This is a genomic window from Flavobacterium ammoniigenes, from assembly GCF_020886055.1.
GTDB lineage: Bacteria > Bacteroidota > Bacteroidia > Flavobacteriales > Flavobacteriaceae > Flavobacterium > Flavobacterium ammoniigenes.
This window is the reverse complement of the sequence record NZ_AP025184.1, coordinates 61,613-86,209: the sequence shown is the minus strand read 5'-3', so window position 1 is coordinate 86,209 and position 24,597 is coordinate 61,613. Positions and strand designations below refer to the sequence as shown.

Annotated in this window: 24 protein-coding genes and 1 tRNA gene; 8 read left to right on the top strand and 17 right to left on the bottom strand. The window is 36.3% G+C overall.

Annotation, left to right across the window (positions count from 1 at the left end; all coding sequences use genetic code 11):
- Positions 1-30: 30 nt before the first annotated feature.
- The 4 genes from LPC21_RS00400 to LPC21_RS00385 all read right to left on the bottom strand — a co-directional run bounded on the left by LPC21_RS00400 (position 31) and on the right by LPC21_RS00385 (position 3,860).
- Entirely contained in the window at positions 31-1,500 is a 1,470-nt protein-coding gene (locus LPC21_RS00400; protein WP_229317338.1) for a magnesium chelatase ATPase subunit I, read from the bottom strand.
- Positions 1,501-1,516: 16 nt separating this feature from the next.
- A complete protein-coding gene (locus tag LPC21_RS00395) occupies positions 1,517-2,635 on the bottom strand; it encodes a vWA domain-containing protein (protein WP_229317336.1) in 1,119 nt (372 codons plus the stop codon).
- Between the two features lie 102 nt (positions 2,636-2,737).
- On the bottom strand, positions 2,738-3,673 hold the full coding sequence (locus tag LPC21_RS00390) for a polysaccharide deacetylase family protein (RefSeq protein ID WP_229317334.1): 936 nt from the start codon (positions 3,671-3,673) through the stop codon (positions 2,738-2,740).
- Positions 3,674-3,787: 114 nt separating this feature from the next.
- Positions 3,788-3,860, bottom strand: a tRNA-Met gene (locus LPC21_RS00385).
- A gap of 117 nt (positions 3,861-3,977) precedes the next feature.
- Here LPC21_RS00385 and era point away from each other — a divergent pair.
- Together era and der are read left to right on the top strand one after the other, a co-directional pair.
- Entirely contained in the window at positions 3,978-4,859 is an 882-nt protein-coding gene (era, locus tag LPC21_RS00380) for a GTPase Era (protein WP_229317332.1), read from the top strand.
- Positions 4,860-5,010: 151 nt separating this feature from the next.
- On the top strand, positions 5,011-6,321 hold the full coding sequence (der, locus tag LPC21_RS00375) for a ribosome biogenesis GTPase Der (RefSeq protein WP_229317330.1): 1,311 nt from the start codon (positions 5,011-5,013) through the stop codon (positions 6,319-6,321).
- A 35-nt stretch (positions 6,322-6,356) separates the two neighbouring features.
- Here the strand turns inward: der and LPC21_RS00370 are convergent, their stop codons facing one another.
- Positions 6,357-7,091: a DUF2490 domain-containing protein gene (locus tag LPC21_RS00370; protein ID WP_229317329.1), complete on the bottom strand. Its 735-nt coding sequence runs from the start codon at positions 7,089-7,091 to the stop codon at positions 6,357-6,359.
- A 69-nt stretch (positions 7,092-7,160) separates the two neighbouring features.
- Between LPC21_RS00370 and LPC21_RS00365 the strand changes: the two genes are divergently transcribed.
- Positions 7,161-7,949 (top strand): SDR family oxidoreductase, encoded by a 789-nt coding sequence (locus LPC21_RS00365; RefSeq protein WP_229317328.1) that lies wholly within the window; start codon positions 7,161-7,163, stop codon positions 7,947-7,949.
- Between the two features lie 17 nt (positions 7,950-7,966).
- On the opposite strand, the gene LPC21_RS00360 is transcribed toward LPC21_RS00365, so the two are convergent.
- The 8 genes from LPC21_RS00360 to LPC21_RS00325 all read right to left on the bottom strand — a co-directional run bounded on the left by LPC21_RS00360 (position 7,967) and on the right by LPC21_RS00325 (position 15,055).
- Complete coding sequence (locus LPC21_RS00360; protein ID WP_229317327.1) at positions 7,967-8,479, bottom strand: hypothetical protein; 513 nt, start codon at positions 8,477-8,479, stop codon at positions 7,967-7,969.
- A gap of 102 nt (positions 8,480-8,581) precedes the next feature.
- Positions 8,582-11,152: a TonB-dependent receptor gene (locus tag LPC21_RS00355; protein ID WP_229317324.1), complete on the bottom strand. Its 2,571-nt coding sequence runs from the start codon at positions 11,150-11,152 to the stop codon at positions 8,582-8,584.
- A 218-nt stretch (positions 11,153-11,370) separates the two neighbouring features.
- The gene (locus LPC21_RS00350; protein WP_229317322.1) at positions 11,371-11,784 is read right to left on the bottom strand and encodes an RrF2 family transcriptional regulator; all 414 of its coding nucleotides are present in this window, start codon (positions 11,782-11,784) and stop codon (positions 11,371-11,373) included.
- Between the two features lie 54 nt (positions 11,785-11,838).
- Positions 11,839-12,639 (bottom strand): TPM domain-containing protein, encoded by an 801-nt coding sequence (locus LPC21_RS00345; protein ID WP_420828057.1) that lies wholly within the window; start codon positions 12,637-12,639, stop codon positions 11,839-11,841.
- Entirely contained in the window at positions 12,639-13,076 is a 438-nt protein-coding gene (locus LPC21_RS00340) for a TPM domain-containing protein (RefSeq protein ID WP_229317320.1), read from the bottom strand. The genes LPC21_RS00345 and LPC21_RS00340 overlap by 1 nt, the downstream gene beginning before the upstream one ends.
- A 19-nt stretch (positions 13,077-13,095) precedes the next feature.
- Positions 13,096-13,689 (bottom strand): LemA family protein, encoded by a 594-nt coding sequence (locus tag LPC21_RS00335; RefSeq protein WP_229317318.1) that lies wholly within the window; start codon positions 13,687-13,689, stop codon positions 13,096-13,098.
- 56 nt (positions 13,690-13,745) lie between these two features.
- On the bottom strand, positions 13,746-14,078 hold the full coding sequence (locus LPC21_RS00330) for a MerR family transcriptional regulator (protein WP_229317315.1): 333 nt from the start codon (positions 14,076-14,078) through the stop codon (positions 13,746-13,748).
- Complete coding sequence (locus LPC21_RS00325) at positions 14,078-15,055, bottom strand: M23 family metallopeptidase (RefSeq protein WP_229317313.1); 978 nt, start codon at positions 15,053-15,055, stop codon at positions 14,078-14,080. The genes LPC21_RS00330 and LPC21_RS00325 overlap by 1 nt, the downstream gene beginning before the upstream one ends.
- Before the next feature lie 174 nt (positions 15,056-15,229).
- Here LPC21_RS00325 and alaS point away from each other — a divergent pair, with 174 nt between their 5' ends.
- On the top strand, positions 15,230-17,869 hold the full coding sequence (gene alaS, locus LPC21_RS00320; RefSeq protein WP_229317311.1) for an alanine--tRNA ligase: 2,640 nt from the start codon (positions 15,230-15,232) through the stop codon (positions 17,867-17,869).
- 48 nt (positions 17,870-17,917) lie between these two features.
- Here the strand turns inward: alaS and LPC21_RS00315 are convergent, their stop codons facing one another.
- Positions 17,918-18,304, bottom strand: a complete 387-nt coding sequence (locus LPC21_RS00315; protein WP_229317309.1) for a hypothetical protein — start codon at positions 18,302-18,304, stop codon at positions 17,918-17,920.
- A 103-nt stretch (positions 18,305-18,407) separates the two neighbouring features.
- Here LPC21_RS00315 and LPC21_RS00310 point away from each other — a divergent pair, with 103 nt between their 5' ends.
- On the top strand, positions 18,408-19,361 hold the full coding sequence (locus LPC21_RS00310) for a GSCFA domain-containing protein (protein WP_229317307.1): 954 nt from the start codon (positions 18,408-18,410) through the stop codon (positions 19,359-19,361).
- Here the strand turns inward: LPC21_RS00310 and ilvA are convergent, their stop codons facing one another.
- From ilvA to LPC21_RS00295, 3 genes are all read right to left on the bottom strand, one after another.
- On the bottom strand, positions 19,362-20,606 hold the full coding sequence (gene ilvA / locus LPC21_RS00305) for a threonine ammonia-lyase IlvA (RefSeq protein WP_229317305.1): 1,245 nt from the start codon (positions 20,604-20,606) through the stop codon (positions 19,362-19,364). It lies immediately after the preceding gene.
- Between the two features lie 98 nt (positions 20,607-20,704).
- Positions 20,705-21,244, bottom strand: coding sequence for a DUF4136 domain-containing protein (locus LPC21_RS00300; RefSeq protein ID WP_229317303.1), 540 nt, complete (start codon positions 21,242-21,244; stop codon positions 20,705-20,707).
- Positions 21,245-21,308: 64 nt separating this feature from the next.
- Positions 21,309-21,488 carry a C1orf53 family protein gene (locus LPC21_RS00295; protein ID WP_229317301.1) on the bottom strand — a complete coding sequence of 60 codons (180 nt, stop codon included), beginning with the start codon at positions 21,486-21,488 and terminating at the stop codon, positions 21,309-21,311.
- 86 nt (positions 21,489-21,574) lie between these two features.
- Between LPC21_RS00295 and LPC21_RS00290 the strand changes: the two genes are divergently transcribed.
- The 3 genes from LPC21_RS00290 to hemL are packed head-to-tail and all read left to right on the top strand — an operon-like array spanning position 21,575 to position 24,588.
- Complete coding sequence (locus LPC21_RS00290) at positions 21,575-22,486, top strand: 1-aminocyclopropane-1-carboxylate deaminase/D-cysteine desulfhydrase (protein WP_229317297.1); 912 nt, start codon at positions 21,575-21,577, stop codon at positions 22,484-22,486.
- Positions 22,479-23,282 (top strand): glucosaminidase domain-containing protein, encoded by an 804-nt coding sequence (locus tag LPC21_RS00285; protein WP_229317294.1) that lies wholly within the window; start codon positions 22,479-22,481, stop codon positions 23,280-23,282. The genes LPC21_RS00290 and LPC21_RS00285 overlap by 8 nt, the downstream gene beginning before the upstream one ends.
- Before the next feature lie 19 nt (positions 23,283-23,301).
- Positions 23,302-24,588 (top strand): glutamate-1-semialdehyde 2,1-aminomutase, encoded by a 1,287-nt coding sequence (hemL, locus tag LPC21_RS00280; RefSeq protein ID WP_229317292.1) that lies wholly within the window; start codon positions 23,302-23,304, stop codon positions 24,586-24,588.
- Positions 24,589-24,597 lie beyond the last annotated feature (9 nt).

Sequence of the window (24,597 nt, the reverse complement as noted above, 5' to 3'; positions counted from 1 at the left end):
CTAATAAGTTAAGAAATAATAGCTTTCCTTTTAACTTTTCAGTTTATTAATATAATTACTATACAAGTCTTTAATTTGGTAGCCTTTTTCGAATCGGTCTTTGCTCAATTTATCGTATTCAACCAATCCCCATAAAATGAACTCTTTTAAGAAGTAGCGGTCTTCCAATGGAAAATCAGCTTGGTATTTCTCGATTAAATCATTCAAAGGAAGTATTGCGTCTAAGGTATTTCGATACTCTTCATCAGTGGCGTTGTCTAATAGTTCAATACCAGTTTCAGCAAAAAACCATTCTAATAGTTGGGCATAAGGGCTAGCTTCTAGGTCGCGTTCTAGTTTTTCTATTTTTGGGAAATAAGCTGGAAAGAAGGTGTGAATGGCATCGCCAATTAAATGTTGTGCGACAGCTGCGGCTCCTTCTTGTTCGCCTTCGTAAACTAATTCGACTTTTCCAGTGATAGCTGGAATGATACCCATAAAATCGGATAAACGAACAGTAGTTGTTTCTACTCCCGATTGCAAAGCTCTGCGTTCAGCTGTACTTAATAATGTTTCATAGGCTGTAATACTTAAACGGGCACTCACCCCACTTTTACTATCAATGTATTCACTTTCTCTCGCTTCAAAACTAATTTGTTCTAACAAATCTTTGGCTAAAGAAGGAACGTGAATCGTTTCGGATTGTTGGTGTAGCAATTTAGCTTCTTGCTGGGTAATAGTGCGTGCAATGGCGATTGTTTCCGGATAATGCGTAAGAATTTGGGAACCAATTCTGTCTTTAAGCGGTGTAACAATACTCCCTCTATTGGTATAATCTTCTGGATTGGCCGTAAAAATGAATTGTAAATCCAAAGGCAATCGCAATTTAAAACCTCGGATTTGAATATCACCTTCTTGTAAAATATTAAACAAAGCCACTTGAATGCGCGCTTGTAAATCAGGTAATTCATTGATGACAAAAATACAGCGATTGGCTCTCGGTATCATTCCAAAATGAATCACTCGATCATCGGCATAAGACAATTTTAAAGTAGCGGCTTTGATTGGATCAATGTCACCAATTAGATCGGCTACAGTTACATCGGGTGTTGCTAATTTTTCGAAAAATCGTTCCGAACGATGCAACCATTCAATTGGTGTCGCATCTCCTTTTTCGGCAATTAAATCTTTGGCAAAACGCGAAATTGGGTTCAAAGGATCGTCGTTAATTTCGGAACCGGCCACCACTGGGATGTATTCGTCCAATAATTCAATCATTTTGCGCGCCATACGTGTTTTGGCTTGACCACGAAGCCCTAATAAATTAATATTATGTCTCGACAAAATAGCACGTTCCAATTCTGGAATTACTGTGTTTTCAAATCCGTGAACGCCTTCAAAAGCTGCTTCACCTGCTTTAATTTTGTTACGCAGGTTGTCTCGTAATTCGTCTTTTATGTTCTTGGAAACGTAGTTGGATTTTTTTAATTCACCTAAGGTAGTGATGGTATCTAGTGTCATATTTCAGTTTGAATGTCTAATTAATTTTCTTTTTTCGGTTGGTTTCGTAATCTTCAAAAATCATTTCTCCCAAACCTTTTAAGCCGGTATAAAACGCTTTTCCCTGATTGGCTTCGGTAAAATGATTCACAAATTGTTGTAAATACGGGTCATTGGCAATCATAAACGTAGTAATCGGAATGTGTAATTTTCGAGCCTGAGCCGCTTGATTATAGCATTGCTCCGTGATGTAAGGATCTAGTCCATTACTATTCATGTAGTAGTCGCCGTTTTTCTCTCTAACACAACTTGGCTTTCCGTCGGTGATCATGAAAATTTGTTTGTTGGTATTTCGTTTTCTGCGGAGCATGTCCATGGCCAATTGTAATCCGGCAACCGTATTCGTATGATACGGTCCTACTTGCAAATAAGGCAAATCTTTGATTTTGATGGGCCAGGCATCGTTGCCAAAAACCAAAATGTCAATGGTATCTTTTGGGTAGCGTGTAGTAATCAATTCGGCCAAAGCCATTGCTACTTTTTTGGCAGGCGTAATTCGGTCTTCGCCATACAAAATCATACTGTGGCTGATGTCAATCATCAACACCGTACTCATTTGTGCTTTGAATTTGGATTCCTCAACAATCAAATCGTTTTCGGTGAGTTTGAATTCATCCAAACCATTATTGATTTGCGCATTACGCAAACTTTCGGTTATCGAAATGTTATCCAATCCGTCACCAAAGCGGTATTCTCTGAATTCTCCAGTTTGTTCGTCGCCTTTACCAGAAGATTTAGTATTGTGACTTCCGGTTTTGGATTGTTTCAGGTTTCCGAAAATTTGATCCAGTGCTTGTTGCCGAATTGCTCTTTCTGTTTTGGCAGTGATTTTAGTACCCGAGTTGCCATCGCCATCGACTTCTTCTTTGATGTAGCCTTTCTTTTTTAAGTCTTCAACAAAATCATCAATAGTGTAGTTGGAATCAGTCAATTTGTATTCTACATCCAATTGGCGCAGCCAATCGATTGCTTCGTCAAAATCGCCTGAAGTATGGGTAATTAACTCTTTGAAAATTTTAAACAGTTTTTCAAATGGAGTCTCAAATGGAGCTTCATAGGGTTTGAAGAAAAAACCTTTTGTACTATTCTTTTTCATAGTCGTTAAAATTAAAGTTTATTCTACAGAATAAAATACAACGACTATTAATATTTAGTTAAAAGCAAATTATTTATTTGAACGTAAAGAATAGCAGCTATGTTATAAGAGTTTTATTGTAGATCCCCCTTCAACAGTATAAACAATATTGTTAATTTTGAAATACACTTTTAGGGCACTCGGATTAATTACTATATTTTTATCAACGGAGAATTTTAGATTTCTAAAAGCAGTAATATAATCCACAATATTAATTTGTTTTGCGTAAAAAATAGCTGGGTTATTAGCAATTAGTTTTAAATATTTTTCAGCTTCCTCCCATTTTTTTTGGTCAGATCCCATTTCCCAACTATGACCCCAAATGTCTAGTAGAGCTAGCTCTTTTGTATTCATAAAATCTTCAATAGTTTTATAAAAAAGAGCCAGTTCTTTTTTGTCTTTTTCAGGTTGATTTGTCTCCCAATAGGCTTTTCCAAATTGATGCATTGTTGGGTGCCATCTTAATAAATCTTTTGGAATTTCATAATTATAAGTATCACCCACTGTTCTTGCATATTCTATTCCAGTTCCCTTGATAGTTTCAATGACAGCATCATTGGTATTGCCAAATGGATAGGCCATTCCTCTTACAGGATAGCCTACTAAACGTTCTAATTCTTTTCTGTCTTCAACAATTTCATAGACAACATCTACTTTAGAAATGTCCGGTAAATTCGGATGATTGGCTGAATGAACTGATACTTCATGACCTTTAAATAATTCTTTTATTTCCTCTTTGTTTAAATAATTGTAATAGGAGTCAGTTCCTAATTTATTTGAATTCAAATGAAAGGTTCCTATTAGGTTGTATTTATTTAATAGGGCTACCAATTGTCTGTCTTGCATTGCTCCGTCATCATAACTTAAAATGACTGCTTTGGTTTTAGCCTCCGGGAATAGCATTTCAATTTTTAAAGCGCTTTTGGCTATTTCTTGATTGGTTTGAGCATAGGATGATAAAGCGAAACTTAGAAAAAACAATACAATAGTTTTTTTCATTTTATATAATTTAATTTCTTTAAGTAAGTATGGATACACAAACTAAAGTAAACAAAATAAATTGAATTGTTTGCATAAAAAAACCTCAAAATTGCTTTTGAGGTTTTGTCTTAGTAGCGGGAACAGGACTCGAACCTGTGACCTTCGGGTTATGAGCCCGACGAGCTGCCTACTGCTCTATCCCGCGATGTTTCGAGTGCAAATATACAACCAAATTTGACTATTGCAACAAAAAAAATTAAAAATCTTTTATTTCTTCTATTAGCTTGATATAACTACCTTTGCAAAAATTAAAACGCAGTAAATGGCACACAAAGCAGGTTTTGTAAACATCATTGGAAATCCAAACGTAGGAAAATCAACCTTAATGAACGCTTTCGTAGGCGAAAGGTTGTCCATAATTACTTCTAAAGCACAAACCACTCGTCATAGAATTTTGGGGATTGTGAATGGAGAAGATTTTCAATTGGTTTTGTCAGACACGCCTGGTATCATCAAGCCGGCCTACGAAATGCAGGAATCGATGATGAACTTTGTGAAGTCGGCTTTTGAAGACGCAGATATTTTGATTTATATGGTCGAAATTGGCGAACAAGAATTAAAAGACGATGCCTTTTTTAATAAAATTATCCACGCCAAAATTCCAGTATTATTGTTGTTGAATAAAATCGATAATTCGAATCAAGAACAATTGGAAGAGCAAGTGGCTTTTTGGACAGCAAAAGTGCCGAATGCCGAAATTTTCCCAATCTCAGCTTTGCAAAATTTTAATGTACCAGAAGTTTTTGGTCGCATTATCGAATTACTACCTGAATCGCCAGCCTATTATCCCAAAGATCAATTGACAGACAAACCGGAACGTTTCTTTGTCAACGAAACCATCCGTGAAAAAATCTTGTTGAACTACAGCAAAGAGATTCCGTATGCGGTTGAAATCGTTACCGAAGAATTCTTTGAAGATGAAAATATCATTCGCATTCGTTCCTTAATTATGGTGGAACGCGATACCCAAAAAGGAATTATCATTGGCCACAAAGGCGCTGCTTTGAAAAAAGTAGGAATGGACTCGCGTGCCGATTTAGAAAAATTCTTTGGCAAACAAATTCACATCGAATTGTATGTCAAAGTCAATAAAAATTGGCGTAGCAATGCCAATATGCTAAAACGTTTTGGCTACAACAACTAATTTTTTGGCGTGACCACAAGGGTCAGGCTATCCGTTTCAATCTTTATTGCCCAAGAGGGGCAACAAAGGATTTTTACTCCCATCCTTCACGCACCACTGTAGTAGCTTACAAAATAATAGTGTACCTTTGCAAAATATTTGAAATTAGATTATGAACAACATAGTAGCCATAGTAGGAAGACCTAACGTAGGAAAATCGACCCTTTTTAACCGATTGATCCAAAGAAGAGAAGCTATCGTAGATTCAGTTTCAGGGGTAACCCGTGACCGAAATTATGGAAAAAGTGAATGGAATGGAAAAGAGTTTTCGGTTATTGATACCGGTGGTTATGTACGTGGTTCCGATGATATTTTTGAAGGTGAAATTCGCAAACAAGTTGAATTAGCTATAGATGAAGCTGATGTAATCATTTTTGTGGTGGATGTCGAAGAAGGAATTACCCCAATGGACGATGCGGTGGCCAAATTACTTCGTAAAGTAACTAAACCCGTTTTATTGGCTGTCAATAAGGTAGACAATGCGATGCGTGAAAAAGATGCCATCGAATTTTACAACCTAGGTTTAGGTGACTATTATACCTTTGCTAGTATTTCTGGAAGTGGAACAGGCGATTTATTGGATGCCTTAATTGATGCGTTTCCAATCAAACCCGAACCAACAGGAGAAGAAGTAGTATTGCCTCGTTTTGCAGTAGTAGGTCGTCCTAATGCAGGAAAATCTAGTTTTATCAATGCTTTGATTGGACAAGATCGATACATTGTTACTGATATTGCAGGAACGACACGTGACGCAATTGATACTAAATTTGACCGTTTTGGATTTGAATTCAACTTAGTAGATACTGCTGGAATCCGTCGTAAAGCTAAGGTGAAAGAAGATCTGGAATTTTATTCGGTAATGCGTTCGGTACGAGCAATTGAACATGCCGATGTGTGTATCCTAATTATCGATGCTACCCGTGGATTTGAAGGCCAAGATCAAAGTATTTTTTGGTTGGCTGAGAAAAACCGTAAAGGAGTGGTGATTTTGGTCAACAAATGGGACTTGGTTGAAAAAGATACCATGTCAACCCGCGATTACGAAGAAAAAATCAGAAAAGAATTAATGCCGTTTACCGATGTGCCAATTCTTTTTGTTTCGGCTTTGACCAAACAACGTTTGTTAAAAGCTTTAGAAGCAACAGTTCAGGTGTATGAAAATAGACAACAACGTATTCCAACTTCTAAATTCAACGAATTCATGTTGAAAGTAGTGGAGGCCTATCCGCCACCAGCGACTAAAGGGAAGTATGTGAAAATTAAATATTGCATGCAATTGCCTACGCAAACGCCGCAGTTTGTGTTCTTTGCTAACTTACCACAATATGTAAAAGAACCGTACAAAAGGTATTTGGAAAACAAAATCAGAGAAAAATGGGACTTCTCCGGAGTGCCTATCGATATTTATATCAGAGAGAAATAATACAAAAAGTCCCGATTCGTCGGGATTTTTTTATGTTATAATTTCAATTTGTGGAATATACTAAACCGAATGATATCGCGATCATAGTAATCGACACCACTAGCTCTTTGCTGAAAGCTATTCAAATAGCCTAATTCGATGGCAATTTTTTGGTTTATTCCATATTGAAAGGCAGCATAAATTCGATTTTGATCAAACTTATTTTTTACAATGGATTTCCCGGCATTTAATAAGATTTCTTCGTGAACAATCGTTTTCAAAAAACGGTTGTCTTTTTTCCAAAGATCATACTCCGCTTGAATTCTAAATCGGAATCGCCAATTAAATGTAGTGCCAGATAGTAACTCTGTTTTGGAAGCATTTCGAATAAAACGTTCGTCTATTTGAAACCGTTGACTAAGTTGAATTTTGCCAATGGTGTTTTTCCAAGTAATGTCTTGCTGCCCTCTGTATTCGGGAATCATAAAATCAGTCGTGTTTTCAGGATCTTGTGTTGCAACATGAAAAAAACCAAGTCCTCCGCCTAATTCCACCGAGTTCGATGCCTTGTAACGAACTTGTGAACGAATGACAAATAGATTTTCAGTAACTGGTTTTAAAAAGAGTCTGTTGTCAAATTCCGAATGAAGTGACCATTTTTCATTTAGATTTACTATGGTGTAATATCTTGACCAAAGAATAGATTGGTTGTCAATTTTTTTTTCAGTTTGTGCATGACTAATTCCTATAGTCAATAAGAAAAAAGCATATATGAATTTACGAATTGGCATTTTTATTTTTTTTGCAAATATAAAGCAGTCTTCTAGATATTAATTTTAATTTTATAAAAAAAACACAGCATGAGTTTACACAATAAAGTCATTTGGATCACGGGAGCTTCCAGCGGAATAGGAGAGGCGTTAGCACATGCCTTAGTTGCCAAAAATAGTAGGTTAATTATATCGGCTCGAAATGAAGCGGCATTGCAGGCTATCAAGACCAATTATCCTTCTGCTTTGATTGAAGTATTGCCTTTTGATTTATTGGATTTTGATACTACTCCAGCTATAGTGGCTAAAGCCATTTCGTTTTATGGGAAAGTAGATGTTCTAGTCAATAATGGCGGAATTAGTCAGCGTTCATTGATAGCTGAAACCGATTTTGCTGTAGACAAAAAAATAATGGATGTCGATTATTTTGGAACTATTGCTTTAACCAAAGCGCTTTTGCCACATTTTATTCAAAATCAATCCGGTCATTATGTAACAGTGACTAGTTTAATGGGAAAATTCGGTTCACCCTATCGATCCGGATATTGCGCAGCCAAGCACGCGTTGCATGGATATTTTGATGTGATGCGAATGGAACATGAAAAAGACGGTGTGGCTGTCACTTTAGTCTGTCCCGGATTTGTTCAAACTAACGTTGCTATTAATGCCTTAACCGCTGATGGAAGTCCGCAAATTAAAAATAGTGAAACCACGGCTAATGGGATGTTACTGGCTGATTTCATTCCGAAAATGGTTCGAGCCATGGAACAAAAGAAATTTGAGGTGTATATTGGGAAGAAAGAAGTGTTAGGAATCTATTTAAAACGATTTTTACCCAAGTATTTGCATAAAGTAGTATTGAAAAGTAAAGTAAACTAAATACGCAATTCTAGTAGTTAAAACCCCATTCCTACTTGAAATCCAACTGTAGCGGTTGTCTCGTGATTATTACCAAATCGAACAGGAAATGGCATGGAAACGTAATAGTTATGGTCTTTGTATTTTTTAATTACTTTGGCAATAACAGGTGTAAAACCGTATCGGCCAGAAGTTTCAAAAGCAATTCTACCCGCAAATGTAAATCCTTTTTTTAAGCGAACCAATACCCCAGGATGAATAAGGATGTTGCTTACTTTACTCACTTGGCTATCGCTTTTTATGGTAGGAACGATTTCAAATGAAAATCCTATTTTTTCACTTTTCCAAATATTAATACCTATTGGCATTCCAACCGCATAATAGTCTTTAAAATTAGTGATAGTTTCATTCGCTGAAATAGTTACCAAAGGATGAAGAATAGCAACAAATCCGGTAATTTTAGGAAAGGTTTCTTTTTCATTTTGGGCTGTTGCATTCAATGAAAGTAGCATTGTAAATAGGAAGAAAGCAACTAGGTGTATTTTTTTCATTGGAGTAAATTCGAGTTTCATAGTTTGCAAATATAGTTTTTAAAAAAACAAACACCACATTCAATTTATTGGATGTGGTGTTTGTAATAGTATGAAAGGGTATTACAAATTGTAACGCAATGTAATTCCGTAGGTTCTTTGATCTCCTAAAACTCCAGCATAGTGTCCCGCATTTCCAGAGGCTGGCAACAATTGTTCAAAATAATTTTTGTCCAATAAGTTTCTTCCCCAAACATAAACAGATAGTCCTTCTGAAGCTCTAAATCCAACACGGCCATTGAAGATGCTATATCCTTGAATATTCAAATATTTTGAAGGAGTGGCACTTGATGAAAAGCTTGATCTTGAATACGAATCGATCGCAATAAAGAATCTTCCTTTGTTACCAAAAAACTGTCCTTCTTTTGATAAATCTCCACCTAAGGTTCCTGCCCATTTGGAAACACCTGGTAAATTACCCCCAGAAACATCTTTAGAATAAATAGAAACGCCATTTACTTTCAATCCGGTTTCTTCCAATGGTAAAGGGGCGTTTTTAAAACTAATGTATTTACCATCATTATAGGTCAAGGCTGCATTAAAGGAAAGGTACTGATTAACAGTAATTCTAGAATCAGCTTCAAAACCTCGCACTCTCACTTTTTCAGCATTGGCTAAATAACCTCTGTTTAATGTAGGATCTTCACTTTGTACTAAGGTTTGATAGTTGTCAATATCCGTATTGAATACAGTCAAGTTCAAAGTAGTATTGTTAAACGGAGTAGTTTTGATACCCAACTCGTAATGATTTACTTTTTCAGGTTTTACTTTGGCTAATTCGATAATTGGGCCATTGGCGTCCGAAGGAATTCCACCAAGATTAATTCCAATCGGTTTGTAGCTATTAGCAAAAGTGGCGAATGTGTTAATTTTCTCTGCTAATTTATAAGCTAATGTGATGTTCCCAGAAAAGTTAGTATCTTCTACATCCACTTTAAAAGCCTGGTCTGAATATACTTTTTTCTTAAGTGCTAATAAGGCAGAGTTGGTTGTTTGTAGTCCGCCATAAGTGGTTCTACTATAATCAATTTTTTTCGAATCATAGTTGTAACGCAAACCTGTTAACAAGTGTAATTTATCCGTAATTTCCCAATCAGTTTGACCAAAAATAGCACCACTCACTGTATTTAAAGTAGATTTAGTTTTGATTCCATAACCATTGAATAAACCAGCGGTTTGCCAAAGGGGATCAGTTGAATCTTGTGAGAAACGCCATTGTGCTGAGCCTGATTCTTCGATATGATAAGGGTCGGTTTTTAAATCTTGACCAATTCCAAAAATACCGATAACTCCAGTTACTTTTGGTAAAAATGTTCCTGCATAACGAATTTCTTGTGACCATTGTTGGTGTTTTGAAGTCGCTTGAGATAAACGTAAAACAGACAATCCAGTAAAATCTCTATCGTTTGACGGATCCCAATTCCAGAAACGCCATGCTGAGGTGGCGGTTAATTTTCCGTTGCCAATTTTACTATTAATGTTCAATGAGGCACCACCCAAATCTTGGCCTGAGCGCCAAGGAGTGTCATGATCAATTTTTCTATCAAAAGGATTGGTACTTGGTAAGCTATATCCTAATGAAGAGATGATATTGTTAAATTGACGGTAAGCCGCTCTGTTGGTTTGAACTACACCAGCTACTACTTGAGCATAACCATCAGGTCTTTGTTTAGAATAATCAACAGCCAAAGTAATATCGGTATTTTCAGTTGGAGTATACAACAACTGTCCACGTAAACCTTGGTTGTTCAAATCGTTAACTGATTTTCCAGTTACTACGTTTTCCAATAATCCATCACGTTGCGTTCCTGAAAATGATAATCTTGCGGCGATTTTTTTGCTTAAAGCTCCTGTAATGGAAGCTTTTGCTTGAATGAAACCATAATTTCCATAGCTCAATTCAAAGTTAGCACCCGATGTAAAACTCGCCTTACGACTAGTAACATTAAAGGCACCTGCTGTAGTATTTTTACCAAAAAGTGTTCCTTGTGGTCCACGTAAAACTTCAATTTGATCCACATCAACAAAATCAAGTGTAGTGGCTGCAGGACGTGCATAGTACACTCCGTCTACATAGAATCCTACTCCTGGATCAATTCCGTCATTGGTCAAGCCAAAAGTAGAACCAAGACCTCTAATGTTGATGGTTGTATTTCTAGGATTAGAAGAGTATAGTTGTACAGAAGGTACTAATTCCTTTAAACGATTCACATTAAAAGCACCTGCTTGTTCAGCTTGACGTCCACCTACTACCGAGATTGGAATAGGTACATTTTGTGCTTTTTCAATTCTACGTCTAGAAGTAATTACCACGTCATTCAATTGATTTTCGCTTTTCAAAATGATTTCAATAGGACTAGTTGGTAAAGTTGTAAATCGAACCTCAGCGGTTTGGTGACCCACATATTGAACAATTAATGTAAAAGGTAATCGTTCACGAGTGTCAATAGTAAATTTTCCATTGGCATCAGTGGTAGTATTGTATTTTGTTCCTTTTAAAAGCACATTGGCTAATTCTAAAGGTTGGTTGTTTTTATCTTTGACTATTCCTTCTACATCGGCTTGAGCAAAAAGTGTAGTTGTAATTAGTATAAATAGACTTGTAATTGTGTTTTGTAAAGTATTGATTTTCATTGTATTTTAATTATATGTGATTAGTAGAGTTTAAAATTATTTTTTTTAGAACTAGCACATACACATATATTGAAAGGAATTTTCAAGTTGACTAAAATGGTTTACTGTTTTTTTCGCACTAAAATGAATTGGATACGTTTTCATAATTAATTTTTTTGTTTTCGGGTGCAAATATATAATTAATTCTATCAAAATAGTAGGGTTTAAAAAATATTTTTTTATTTATTTACTAAAGAAGCTATAGTAATCCCTTGCATCGCCTTTAAAGTTTCTTCGCGAATGGCTATTAAACCGTGTCGCAGAGCACATTCTGACTCGCTTTTGCAATCAGAACAAGGTTCGTAGAAATTCAAAGAAGCACAAGGTAATAATGCGATGGCACCATCAAATAACCGATGAATATCAGCCATTGTAATTTCATTTGAGGATTTAATTAGGTAATAACCTCCAAATTTTCCTTGTTTACTGCCAACTAAATGGGCGCGTTTTAAATCCAATAAAATTTGTTCTAGAAATTTTTTAGGTATAGCGGCTGTATCGGCAATTTCAATAGTACGCGCAATATAACCGGGTTCTTGTTGAGCAAGAAACAGTAAAGCTTTGAGTGCGTATTTGGTTTTATGTGAAAGCATCTACTACAGTTAGGGTTACAAATAAAGTGGCAATTTTTCAGAAATCAAAATAAATTACCAACTTCCGCTGGAACCACCGCCAGAGAATCCGCCTCCGCCAAAACCGCCTCCGAAGCCACCGCCTCCAAATCCACCACCTGACGAACCTCCGAAACCACCTCGGTTACCGCTAGCAAGACTGCTTAAAACCAGAATGTCTAAAATGCTTGGGCCTCCGCCAAAACCACCTGATCCACCTGAATTACCACCCCCTTTTTTATTTCTTGAAAAAAGAATTAAGACAATAACGATGATCACTATAAAAGGAAGAATTGGAAATTTCTCTCCTTTATTTTGTTTTCGTGTTGCTTTGTATTTGCCTTTGAAAACATCAATGATAGCCGTGGTTCCTTTGTCCAATCCGTTGAAATAACTTCCCGCTTTGAATTCCGGAATAATAATATTTCGAATAATTTCTCCACCCGTTCCTGCGGTCAATCGATCTTCTAATCCATAACCCGGATTGATGGCGATTTTCTTTTCAGCTTTCGCCAATAAAATAATGACACCATTGTCTTCTTTGGCTTGACCAATTCCCCAGGTTTGTGCCCAGTTGGTGGCTAGTTGACTTACATCTTCACCTTTCAAACTTTCAATGGTAACAATGACAATTTGTGTTGAGGTAGAATCCGAATAGCGTACTAGTTTTTCTTCCAGTTGGGCTTTCTCGGTTTCACTAAGGACTTTAGCATAGTCGTAGACCGAAGTTTGCATTTCGGGTTTTTCTGGAATGGTATATTGTGCCAATCCAATTTGTGTAAATAATAAACAAACGAATAGTTGAATAAAAGTAGGAGTAGGTAAAAGTGCTTTCATTATCCTTTTGAGATTTCGTTTGATAATTCGTTTGTGTCATCGGCTTGCCAAGGAAAATAAGTTTTAAGCTGCTCTCCAGCTTGGGTAATCCCGTCAATTAATCCTTGTTTGAAATTACCTTGTTTGAATTGAGCCGCCATAATTTCTTTGGTACTGTCCCAAAAATCAGTAGCTACCACTTCATTGATTCCTTTGTCTCCACAGATGACAAATTGTTTGTCGGCACTAGCCAAATATATCAAAACGCCATTTTGCAATTGCGTTTCATTCATCTTTAATTCATAAAAAACTTCCAAAGCCCTGTCAAAAGGAACTTTGGAAGTCGTTTGTTCTATGTGTACTCGGATTTCACCCGACGTATTTTTTTCAGCCAATTGAATAGCGGCTACAATTTCGTTTTCGTCTTCTTTGCTTAAAAAAATAGAGTCTGGTTGCATGAGTCGGTTTTGTTTTGAATTAGAATTTTACTTCTACAGGTTTGTCAGCTCCAACAGCTGCTTCAAAATACGGTTTTTCTTTAAACCCAAACATCCCTGCAAAAATAGAATTTGGGAAGGTTTTGATGTGGGTGTTGTATGGTTTAACTGCTTCATTGAAACGAGTTCTAGCAGTTAAAATTTGGTTTTCAGTACTGGCTAATTCGTCTTGTAATTTCAAGAAATTTTCATTGGCTTTCAAGTCAGGGTATTTTTCAACTGATACTAATAATTTAGATAAAGAGCTACTTACACCGCTTTGTGCCGAGTTGAAGGCTGCCAATTGTGCAGGGCTCACATTTGTTGGGTCAACAGTTACAGAAGTTGCTTTGGCTCTAGCTGAAATTACAGCAGTTAATGTACTTTTTTCAAAATCAGCGGCTCCTTTTACTGTGTTTACTAAGTTGCCAATCAAGTCATTTCGTCTTTGATAAGCAGTTTGTACGTTACCCCAAGACTCATTAATGTCTTGTTCGTAAGTTACTGCCGTGTTGTTGATTCCTTTTACCCAACCGTAGATTCCAAATACTACTACAGCTGCTATAATCCAAGGTAAGAATTTTTTAAAGTCCATGTTTAATTAAATTTAAGGTTGATTGTTTAATTGTTTTTTTTAATGATTGTTGATATTTATAATTCGCTTTTGATACTCAATAATTGTGCCTTGATGGTTTCTAATTTATTGATAATATCAAATTTGTCTAGAGTTTTCTTTTGACCTTCTTTCAAATGCGTTTTGGCACCTTCTAACGTAAAGCCTCTTTCTTTGACCAAATGATATATCAGTTGGAGATTTTTAACATCTTCAGGGGTAAACATACGATTACCTTTGGCATTTTTCTTGGGTTTTAAAATGTCGAATTCGCTATCCCAAAAACGAATAAGTGAAGCGTTTACGTCAAATGCTTTGGCTACTTCGCCAATACTGTAATACCTTTTGTCTGGTGATAAATTGATGTGCATTAGTCTAATGATTGATTTTCTTGATTCGCCAATTTTGAAATGGCCACATATTCCACTGCTGAGATGTTTCCGTAATAAAAATTAAGTGGATTCACAGCTCTATTATTTTGATGAACTTCATAATGTAAATGAGGAGCTTCAGATCGTCCTGTACTTCCTACATATCCTATGACATCTCCTCTTTTAACTCGTTGTCCCTTGCGGGCTTTGTATTTACTTAAATGCGCATACAAAGTTTCGTATCCATACCCATGTCGAATTACCATATGATTCCCAAATCCCGATGCCGTATTGTCAGCTCTGACAATTATACCATCGCCTGTGGCATAAATTGGGGTTCCGGTTTTGGCAGTAAAATCCATTCCTTCGTGCATCTTTCGCGCTTTAGTAAACGGATCCGAACGGTACCCAAAACCAGACGCCATGCGTCTTAAATTTTCATTTTTCACCGGTTGAATGGCCGGAATCGCACTCAGTAAATTGTCTTTTGCTTTCGCTAATTTCAATATTTCATCCAACGATTGGGATTGAATAGCCAATTCTTTACTCAAGACATCCACTCTTTTAGTGGTGTTTTTTACCAATTCGGCATTGTCAAAACCTTCTAATTCGGCATACCTATTTTTGGTTTTAAAACCAGCTTTTCTTTCTTCATCTGAAATGGGAGCGGTATTAAAATAGGTTCGATACAAATTGTTGTCACGATCTTCTATTGCTGCTGTAACAGCATTTAATTCGTCTATTTTTTTATTTAAAATGGCATAATGCAATTTCAAATTGTCAATTTCACGTGCTTGTAACCGGTCTTTTGGGGTTTCAAAATAGGGAGTATTTAATAAAATCACGAAACTTAGAAAACCAAATAAGGCAGAGGCCAATAAAAACAAGAAAACGAAACCAAATTTCGTTGTTTTTTTAGTTTTTATTTTTCGATACGCCAGATTTTCAGAATCGTAATAATATTTTACTTTCGACATATTTTAAAATACCCTATTTTTGCACTTCGCAAAAAAGTTAGTCGAACAAATTTAATAAATGTTTCATTGGTTCGCAGCTTTTTTCAGAATAAAAAAAGGGGAGCTGTTGATTTGGTTCTTCCGAAGTTCGGAAACCAATAAAATAGTAAGCTGATAAACGAATAAACACTACAAATGAAATCACAAGACGTACGTAAACAATTTTTGGACTTTTTTCAAAGCAAAGGACACTTGATCGTTCCTTCGGCACCAATCGTTCTTAAAGATGACCCCACTTTGATGTTTAACAATTCAGGGATGGCACAGTTTAAAGAATACTTTTTAGGTAACGGAACTCCAAAAAGTCAACGAATTGCCGATACACAAAAATGTCTTCGTGTTTCAGGAAAACATAATGATTTAGAAGATGTAGGTTTTGATACCTACCACCATACCATGTTCGAAATGTTGGGAAACTGGTCTTTTGGCGATTATTTCAAAAAAGAAGCCATCAACTGGGCATGGGAATTATTGACCGAAGTCTATAAAATTCCAAAAGAAAACTTGTACGTTTCTGTTTTTGAAGGAAATCCTGACGAAAATGTACCTTTTGACCAAGAAGCTTGGGATTTATGGAAAGAGTTGATCGATGAAGACCGTATCATTTTAGGAAATAAAAAAGATAATTTCTGGGAAATGGGTGACCAAGGACCTTGCGGACCTTGTTCTGAAATCCACGTGGATTTACGCTCAGAAGCAGAAAAAGCCTTGGTTTCGGGTAAAAGCTTGGTGAACAACGACCATCCGCAAGTGGTGGAAATTTGGAACAATGTATTTATGGAATTCAACCGTAAAGCAGATGGTTCTCTAGAAAAACTACCAGCACAACACGTGGATACCGGAATGGGATTTGAACGTTTGTGTATGGCTTTGCAAGGAAAAACTTCGAATTACGATACCGATGTGTTTACTCCACTAATTGAAAAAGTAGAACAAATCACGGGTTTGAAATATACTTCAAACGAAATACAAAATAGTTCAGAAGAACAAAATAAAACGAACATTGCCATTCGTGTAGTGGCCGATCACGTTCGTGCAGTAGCTTTCGCGATTGCAGATGGTCAATTGCCATCGAATACCGGAGCAGGATATGTAATTCGCCGAATCTTGCGTCGTGCTATCCGTTACGGATTTACCTTCTTAAACACCAAAGAGCCTTTTATTTATGAATTGGTAGCGGTGTTGTCGAACCAAATGAGTGAATTTTTCCCTGAAATCAAGTCACAACAAACTTTGGTAACCAATGTGATTCGTGAAGAGGAAGCTTCTTTCTTAAGAACCTTGGATCAAGGATTGCAATTGTTAGAAAATGTGATGAATCAAACTACTGGAACTGAAATTTCTGGAGAAAAAGCATTTGAATTGTACGATACCTTTGGTTTCCCAATTGACTTAACGGCTTTGATTTTAAGAGAAAGAGGCTACCAATTAGACGAAGCTGGTTTTGAAAAAGCGATGCAGGAGCAAAAATCACGTTCGCGCGCTGCTTCTGAAGTGTCTACAGAAGATTGGTCGGTTTTGATTCCTGGAAATGTGGAAAAATTTGTGGGGTATGACCAAACTGAAAATGAAGTTAAAATTTCTAGAATTAGAAAAGTAGATAGTAAAAAGGATGGTGTTTTGTACCAAATCGTTTTAGACAGCACGCCTTTCTATCCAGAAGGTGGTGGACAAGTGGGAGACAAAGGAACTTTAGTTTCGGCGAATGAAACTATTGAAATCATCGACACCAAGAAAGAAAATAATTTGATTTTGCATTTGGCAAAGCAATTACCTGAAAATGTAACAGCTAGCTTTGTGGCAAAAGTAAATACCGATTTAAGAACCTTGTCTTCGCGTAATCACTCGGCTACTCACTTAATGCATCAAGCCTTAAGAAGTATTTTAGGAACGCATGTGGAGCAAAAAGGATCGTTGGTAAACCCAAATTACTTGCGATTTGACTTTTCGCATTTTTCTAAAATGACCGACGAAGAATTAGAGGCGGTAGAAAATTTTGTCAACGCTCGAATTCAAGAGCAGTTGCCATTAATTGAAAGACGTAGTATTCCAATTCAACAAGCTCTTGACGAAGGTGCAATGGCTTTGTTTGGGGAAAAATATGGCGATAACGTTCGTGCTATTAAATTTGGCGATAGCATGGAATTGTGCGGTGGAATTCACGTGACCAACACCGCTGAAATTTGGCATTTTAAAATTGTATCTGAAGGTGCTGTTGCGGCTGGTATTCGTCGTATCGAAGCGATTACAAGTGAGGCAGTAAAAGCGCATTTTGCTTCCTATGAAAATACATTAAATGAGATTAAAGGGGCCTTGAAAAACCCACAAGATATTCTGAAAGCGGTTCATAATTTGCAAGAAGACAACGCCAAGTTGGCGAAGCAAATTGAGGCTTTGATGAAAGACAAAGTGAAGCATTTAAAAGCGAGTTTAGCTTCTCAAATACAAGAAGTAAATGGCGTTCAATTCTTGGCTACTCAAGTAGATTTGAATCCAGAAGGTGCTAAAGATTTAGCCTATGAGTTAGGAAATTTAGGGACTAATTTGTTTTTAGTTTTGGCTACTGCCGAAGAAGACAAACCGATGTTAACGTGCTATATTTCTAAAGAATTAGTAGCGTCTAAAAATCTTAATGCCGGACAAGTGGTTCGTGAGCTTGGGAAGTACATTCAAGGTGGAGGAGGAGGACAGCCGTTCTTTGCTACTGCTGGTGGTAAAAATGTAGCTGGAATTCCTGAAGCATTAGCAAAAGCAGTTGATTTTATAAATAATTAAGAAGAGCTTAATAAAACATTAGCTAAAAATAAAAAAACTCAAAATCAATCAATTGATTTTGAGTTTTTTGTTTTTGTATAAATGATAATAGTAATTGCTGCTTATCAAAATAAATGGAAGGGTAGACAGTATCATTTTACTATTTTTTGAAAATAGTCCAGAGAGTAAGAACAATGCCACTAATGCACTAAGTAAGATCGAACCGCTTAGTTCAATCCATTGTTTTGGGTTTTTTGAAATGATAGTATATATCATACTAAAATGACCAAAAATTCCCGCAAGAAGTACTGGGTGAACTAATGATTTTAGAATGCCTTTCGTTTCAAAAAGCAATTGATATTCAAGCTGAAATACATAGTAAGAGTTGTTAGGTGGCCATTCTAATATACATCCTAAAAATGATACTAAGATTCCTATTGCATTTAGCTTTGTCATTTCATTTTGTATTCTAATATAACGTAAAACTATCAATTTTGATATCAATTTAAAAATTGTATTTCATATATAATTCGATATTTTTGTGTTGAAAAAAAAATGTATGAACTTTACTACCCCTGTTAACATTACTAAATCTATGCATTGTGTGGATTTCTCATCGGAAATAATAACGATAGGTTCCTGTTTTGCTGTCAACATGGGAGCGCAATTGGATTATTTTAAATTTAAAAATACGACCAATCCATTTGGGATCATTTTTAATCCCGTTTCTATCGAAAAATTAATCGTTCGATCAATTAATCAAAAGAAATTTACCGAAGAAGACGTCTTTTTTCAAAACGAACGGTTTCATTGTTACGAAGTACATTCTGATTTGAGTTCGACTAATCAACAAGAATTACTTAATAGTTTAAATACAAGTTTAGAATTCACCTATCAAAAAATAAAGACTGCTACGCACATTTTAATTACCTACGGTACTTCTTGGGTGTACCAAGAAAAAAATAGTGGTGCTGTCGTGTCGAATTGCCATAAAATGCCACAATCTCATTTTGACAAGCATTTGCTATCAGTAGCTTCGATTGAAGCTGCAATTCAAAATACCGTTGATGCGATTCGAAAAGTCAATCCCAATTGTTCCTTTGTATTCACACTCTCTCCCGTGCGACATATTAAAGATGGTTTTGTTGAAAATCAACGTAGTAAAGCGCATTTGATTACTGCTTTGCAAAATTTGCTTTCGGATCATCTGTTAGACCAAGCCGGGTATTTTCCGGCCTATGAAATTGTAATGGACGAATTGCGAGATTATCGTTTTTATGGAGACGATTTATTGCACCCAAGTTCGATGGCGATTGAATATATCTGGCAACGATTTAGAGCCAGTTCCATTTCGGAAACGGCATGGTCAACCCTAGATGAGGTGGAGGCTATTCAGAAAAGTTTGTTACACAAACCTTTTAATTCATTGGCTGAAAGTCACCAAAAATTCCAATCTAAATTGCAAGAGAAGATCTCGAAATTACAAGAAAGGTATCCCTTTATGAAGTTTTAGTTAGCCAATTAACTGATTGAATAAATCTTGCTTTTCATTGATGTAGTTGTATTGAAAACCGCGTTCTGTCATTTTTGTTTTAATGGCGTGAATGTCATTTTTGTTTTTCAATTCCAAACCTACCACCACGGGAGCTGATTCTCTATTGTTCTTTTTGGTAAATTGGAAATAGGTAATATCGTCTTCTGGTCCTAAAATTTCGTTGACAAATTCTTTTAACGAACCCGGTCTTTGCGGAAATTGAATGATAAAGTAATGCATCAATCCCTCATACAAAAGAGAGCGTTCTTTAATTTCGGCAGTACGTTCAATATCATTATTACTTCCACTGACAATACACACTACATTTTTACCTTTGATTTTGTCTTTATAAAAATCCAAAGCAGCAATAGTTAAAGCGCCAGCTGGTTCTACCACCATCGCTTCTTCATTATACAAACGTAAAATTGTTGTACACACTTTTCCTTCTGGGACTAGTATAATATCGCTTAAGTACTCTTTGCAAATTTCAAAAGTCAGGTTGCCCACTTGTTTTACAGCTGCACCATCCACAAATTTGTCAATAGCGGCTAACGGTGCATTATTACCATTAGCAATAGCTGTTTTCATGGTGGGTGCGCCTTCTGGTTCTATACCGATAATTTTAGTATTGGGACTCAATTCTTTGAATACAGTCGATAATCCTGCTGATAATCCGCCTCCGCCAATTGGGACAAAAATATAATCAATAGGTTGTTGATGCGATTCTAGAATTTCTAAACCTACTGTAGCTTGACCTGCAATTACTTTGGCATCGTCAAATGGGTGGATGAATATTTTGTTGTTCTTTTTTGCATCGGTCACTGCTTGAGCATAAGCATCGTCAAATGTATCTCCAATTAATTCAATTTCTACATAGGATTTACCAAACAATTGAACTTGTTTTATTTTTTGTTTTGGAGTGGTTTTAGGCATGTAGATTTTGCCTTTTATTTGCAATAAATTACAAGAAAAAGCAACGCCTTGCGCATGATTTCCAGCACTCGCACATACAATTCCTTGTTTTTTTTCGGCTTCAGTAAGGGAACTTATTTTATTGTAGGCTCCTCGTATTTTATACGAGCGAACGATATGTAAATCTTCTCTTTTTAATAAAATAGTACAGTCAAATTCATTAGAAAGATTGGTATTTTCAGTCAGTGGAGTGGGAGAAACAACCCCTTCCAACTGATCTTTGGCAATTATGGCTTCCTTAAAAAGATTCATATTTTATTAATTTTAATTCAAAAATACGAATTGTTTTCTTCTCTTGGTTGTGTTATTAATAAAAAAACCTCCTTGAAGAGGAGGTTAAGTATCATTTATTATTTTGCGACGGGAGGATATTGCGACATAATTTTGGTGACAAATTCGTTGATGCGCTCTTCTTTTTTATAGGTGTTTTTGGTAAGCACTCCTGTACCTTCTCCTTGCCAAATCATTTCTTTCTTTTTAGCATCAATAAAATCAATATATAAAGTGCCTTCAGTTGAAGAAGTAACAGTAGTTTGTTGACCGCCCATCATAAATGGATTCCAACCCCATCCCCAACCGTAACCCCAACCGGCATTGAATTGGTTCACATTCACTTGCTCTCGGGATTTGGTAAAAATATTGATAAGTAGGTCTGGGTTTTCACTTTTAGTAAAGCCTTTGGCAAGCATTTGCTGGTCAATGGCATGTAGAATTCTGCGTTTGTCTAAATCGGAAATTTCAACTTTGTCGATACCCGTTTTATAAAAGGCAAAGGTTTTGTAAGTTGAAAAATCGACTTTTTTGTCGTAATCTGTATTGACACTTACCATAGAACCGCAAGAAACCATGGTCAAAAGTAGGGCTGCGAAAAGAAATTGAATTGCTTTCATGATTGTGCTAATTTATATGTTAATAATGAAGTTCTTTTTATTGTAACAATGAGTTGGCTTTAATTTATTTTTTTCGAATGGTATTGGTCTTTTTATCAAATCCGTACGGACAATGTCGACAACCACTTTTGCAACAATACCCGCGTTTCAAATGGAATTTTTCGGTAAAACATTTATAACCTTCGGGAGTATAGTAGAAATCTTCCTCAGCTGTTAATTTATTTTCATTACTTTGCTTATCCATAAATGCGTATTACAACCGTAATTGGTTTGCAAACAAATTTAGAAATTAAAAGCGGCCGTTGTAATACCTTACTAAATATTTAACATTTGTTTTCGTATTCCTTGAATCAAGCGATTCCGATTAATTTGCCAAAGAGTATCTCTCTTGTTATCAAAAGAGAAGATTTGATACACCCTTTTGTTTCGGGCAATAAATTCAGGAAATTAAAGTACAATTTGCTGCAAGCAAAAGCCGAAAATCAATCCACACTTTTAACTTTTGGAGGGGCCTATTCCAATCATATTGCCGCGGTTGCGTATGCTGGAAAAGAAAATGGTTTTCAAACTATTGGAATCATTCGCGGCGACGAATTAGGTGATAAAATAGAAAGCAATCCTACTTTAAAATTTGCCCAAGAATGTGGCATGCAATTCGAATTTGTGTACAGAGAAACCTATCGCTTAAAAACAGAAGCGACTTTTTTGGAACAATTACAACAACAATACGGTGCATTTTATTTAATTCCCGAAGGCGGTACCAATACTTTTGCCATACAAGGTTGCGAAGAAATTTTAACTCCAGATGATGCTTCCTTTGATTATGTGGCTTGTGCCATTGGAACGGGAGGAACTATTTCTGGAATAATTAATAGTGTTTTGCCTCATCAAAAAGTTTTGGGATTTCCTGCCTTGAAAGGTAACTTTTTACAAGATGAAATTCGTAATTTTGTGCGCCAGGACAATTGGAAGTTAATTACCGATTATCATTTTGGAGGTTATGGAAAAGTAACTAATGATTTAATTGATTGGATCAATCAATTTTATGATCAAACCCAAATTCCGTTAGATCCAGTTTATACTGGAAAAATGGTTTTTGGAATAGTAGATTTGATTGCAAAAAATTACTTTCCTGAAAACGCCAAAATTTTATTAATTCATACTGGTGGATTGCAAGGTATTCAAGGCATGAATTTAAAACTAAAAAATAAAGGTTTACCAATACTTCATACACATGATTAAAAAGAGTCTAGTCGTTTTTGTGTTGTTACTGCTAGTTGGATGTCACGCCAAGAAATCGGTGATTGTGACTCAAAAAGACAGTAGATATAATTCCAGTAAATACAAAAGAAATACAAGTTCGACGCCTACAAAATCAATAGCTGTCAATGGAACAGTGAATGATTATATTGCTAATTACAAAGACGTAGCGATGAGTAATATGAAAAATTACGGTATTCCGGCTAGTATTATTTTGGCACAAGGAATTTTAGAATCGGGTGCAGGAAAAGGGTCTTTAGCAGCTACTGCCAATAATCATTTTGGTATTAAATGTCATAACGATTGGACTGGAGAAACAGTTTTGAAAGATGATGATGCGGCACAAGAATGTTTTAGAAAATACAATGATCCAGCAGAATCCTTTAAAGATCATGCGACTTTTTTAACAGGAAGAAACCGTTATGCGAGCTTGTTCGAATTGCCCAAAGACGATTACGAAGCTTGGGCAAAAGGATTGCGATTAGCGGGTTACGCTACGGATCCTAATTACCCAGAAAAATTAATTTCGTACATAGAGCGTTATGAGTTGTACCAATACGACAGCCAGGTTTTAGACAAGAAATTTACATTGAACAAAAAGAAAATGGAAGCAACAGCCATCGCGGATAGTTCAACTCTAGGCGAATACGAAGTGCAAAAAGGAGACACACTATTTTCAATTGCCAAAAAATTCAATTTGAGTTTAGAAGACATCAAACAAAAAAATAATATGTTGGATAATGCACTTTATGTGGGGCAAAAACTTCGCTTAAAGTAACAGTAAAAACACAATAACAATGATATACCAAAGAAGTAGTCAGCTCTTTGCTGAAGCTGAAAAAGTAATTCCAGGAGGTGTGAATTCACCAGTTAGAGCATTTAAAGCGGTTGGAGGAACTCCTATTTTTGTCAAAAGTGCGAAAGGCGCTTATTTGTATGATGAAGACGGTAACCGTTTAATTGATTACATCAACTCTTGGGGACCGATGGTTTTAGGCCATGCCTATGCACCAGTGGTGGATGCGGTGGTGGCGAAAGCGCAATTGGGAACTTCTTTTGGAATGCCCACCGAATTAGAAACGCAAATTGCGGCTTTAGCGGTTTCGATGGTGCCGAATATTGATAAAATCCGTTTTGTGAATTCAGGGACTGAGGCCTGTATGAGCGCCATTCGATTAGCGCGTGGTTATACTAAAAGAGACAAAATCATCAAATTTGCAGGATGCTACCACGGACATTCCGATTCGTTTTTGATTCAAGCGGGGAGTGGAGCCATTACTTTTGGTTCACCTAACAGTCCTGGTGTAACAGAAGGAACCGCTAAAGATACTTTGTTAGCCCGTTACAATGATTTGGATAATGTGGAGACCTTAATTGCAGCCAATAAAAATGAAATTGCCGCGATTATTGTAGAACCTGTTGCAGGAAATATGGGTTGTATTCCGCCTCAAAACGGATTTTTAGAAGGCTTGCGCCAATTGTGTTCAGATAATGGAATCTTGTTAATTTTTGACGAGGTGATGACGGGTTTCCGTTTAGCCAAAGGCGGTGTACAAGAATTATATGGCATTCAAGCGGATATTGTTTGTTTTGGAAAAGTAATTGGAGGTGGTTTGCCTGTTGGTGCTTTTGCAGCTCGATCAGAAATTATGAATCATTTGGCTCCACTTGGACCAGTATACCAAGCGGGAACTTTATCAGGAAATCCATTGGCTATGGCTGCTGGTTTGGCTATGTTACAAGCCTTGAATAATGATGCTGCTATTTTTCAGCGATTGGAAGAAAAAACAGCTTATTTAGCAGCAGGAATTGACCGTGTTTTAAAAGCCAACAATGTAGTATTTACAATTAATAGAGTAGGTTCTATGATTTCGGTTCATTTTGACGCCGATCCGGTGGTTGATTTTCAATCGGCTGCCAAAGGCGATAATGCTACTTTCAAGAAATTCTTTCACGGCTTATTGCAAGAAGGAATTTATATTGCGCCATCAGCCTACGAAACCTGGTTTATTACGGATGCGTTGACTTATGAAGATTTGGATGTTACCATTCAGGCAATTGACAAAGTGTCTAAAACATTTTAAATTAAAATA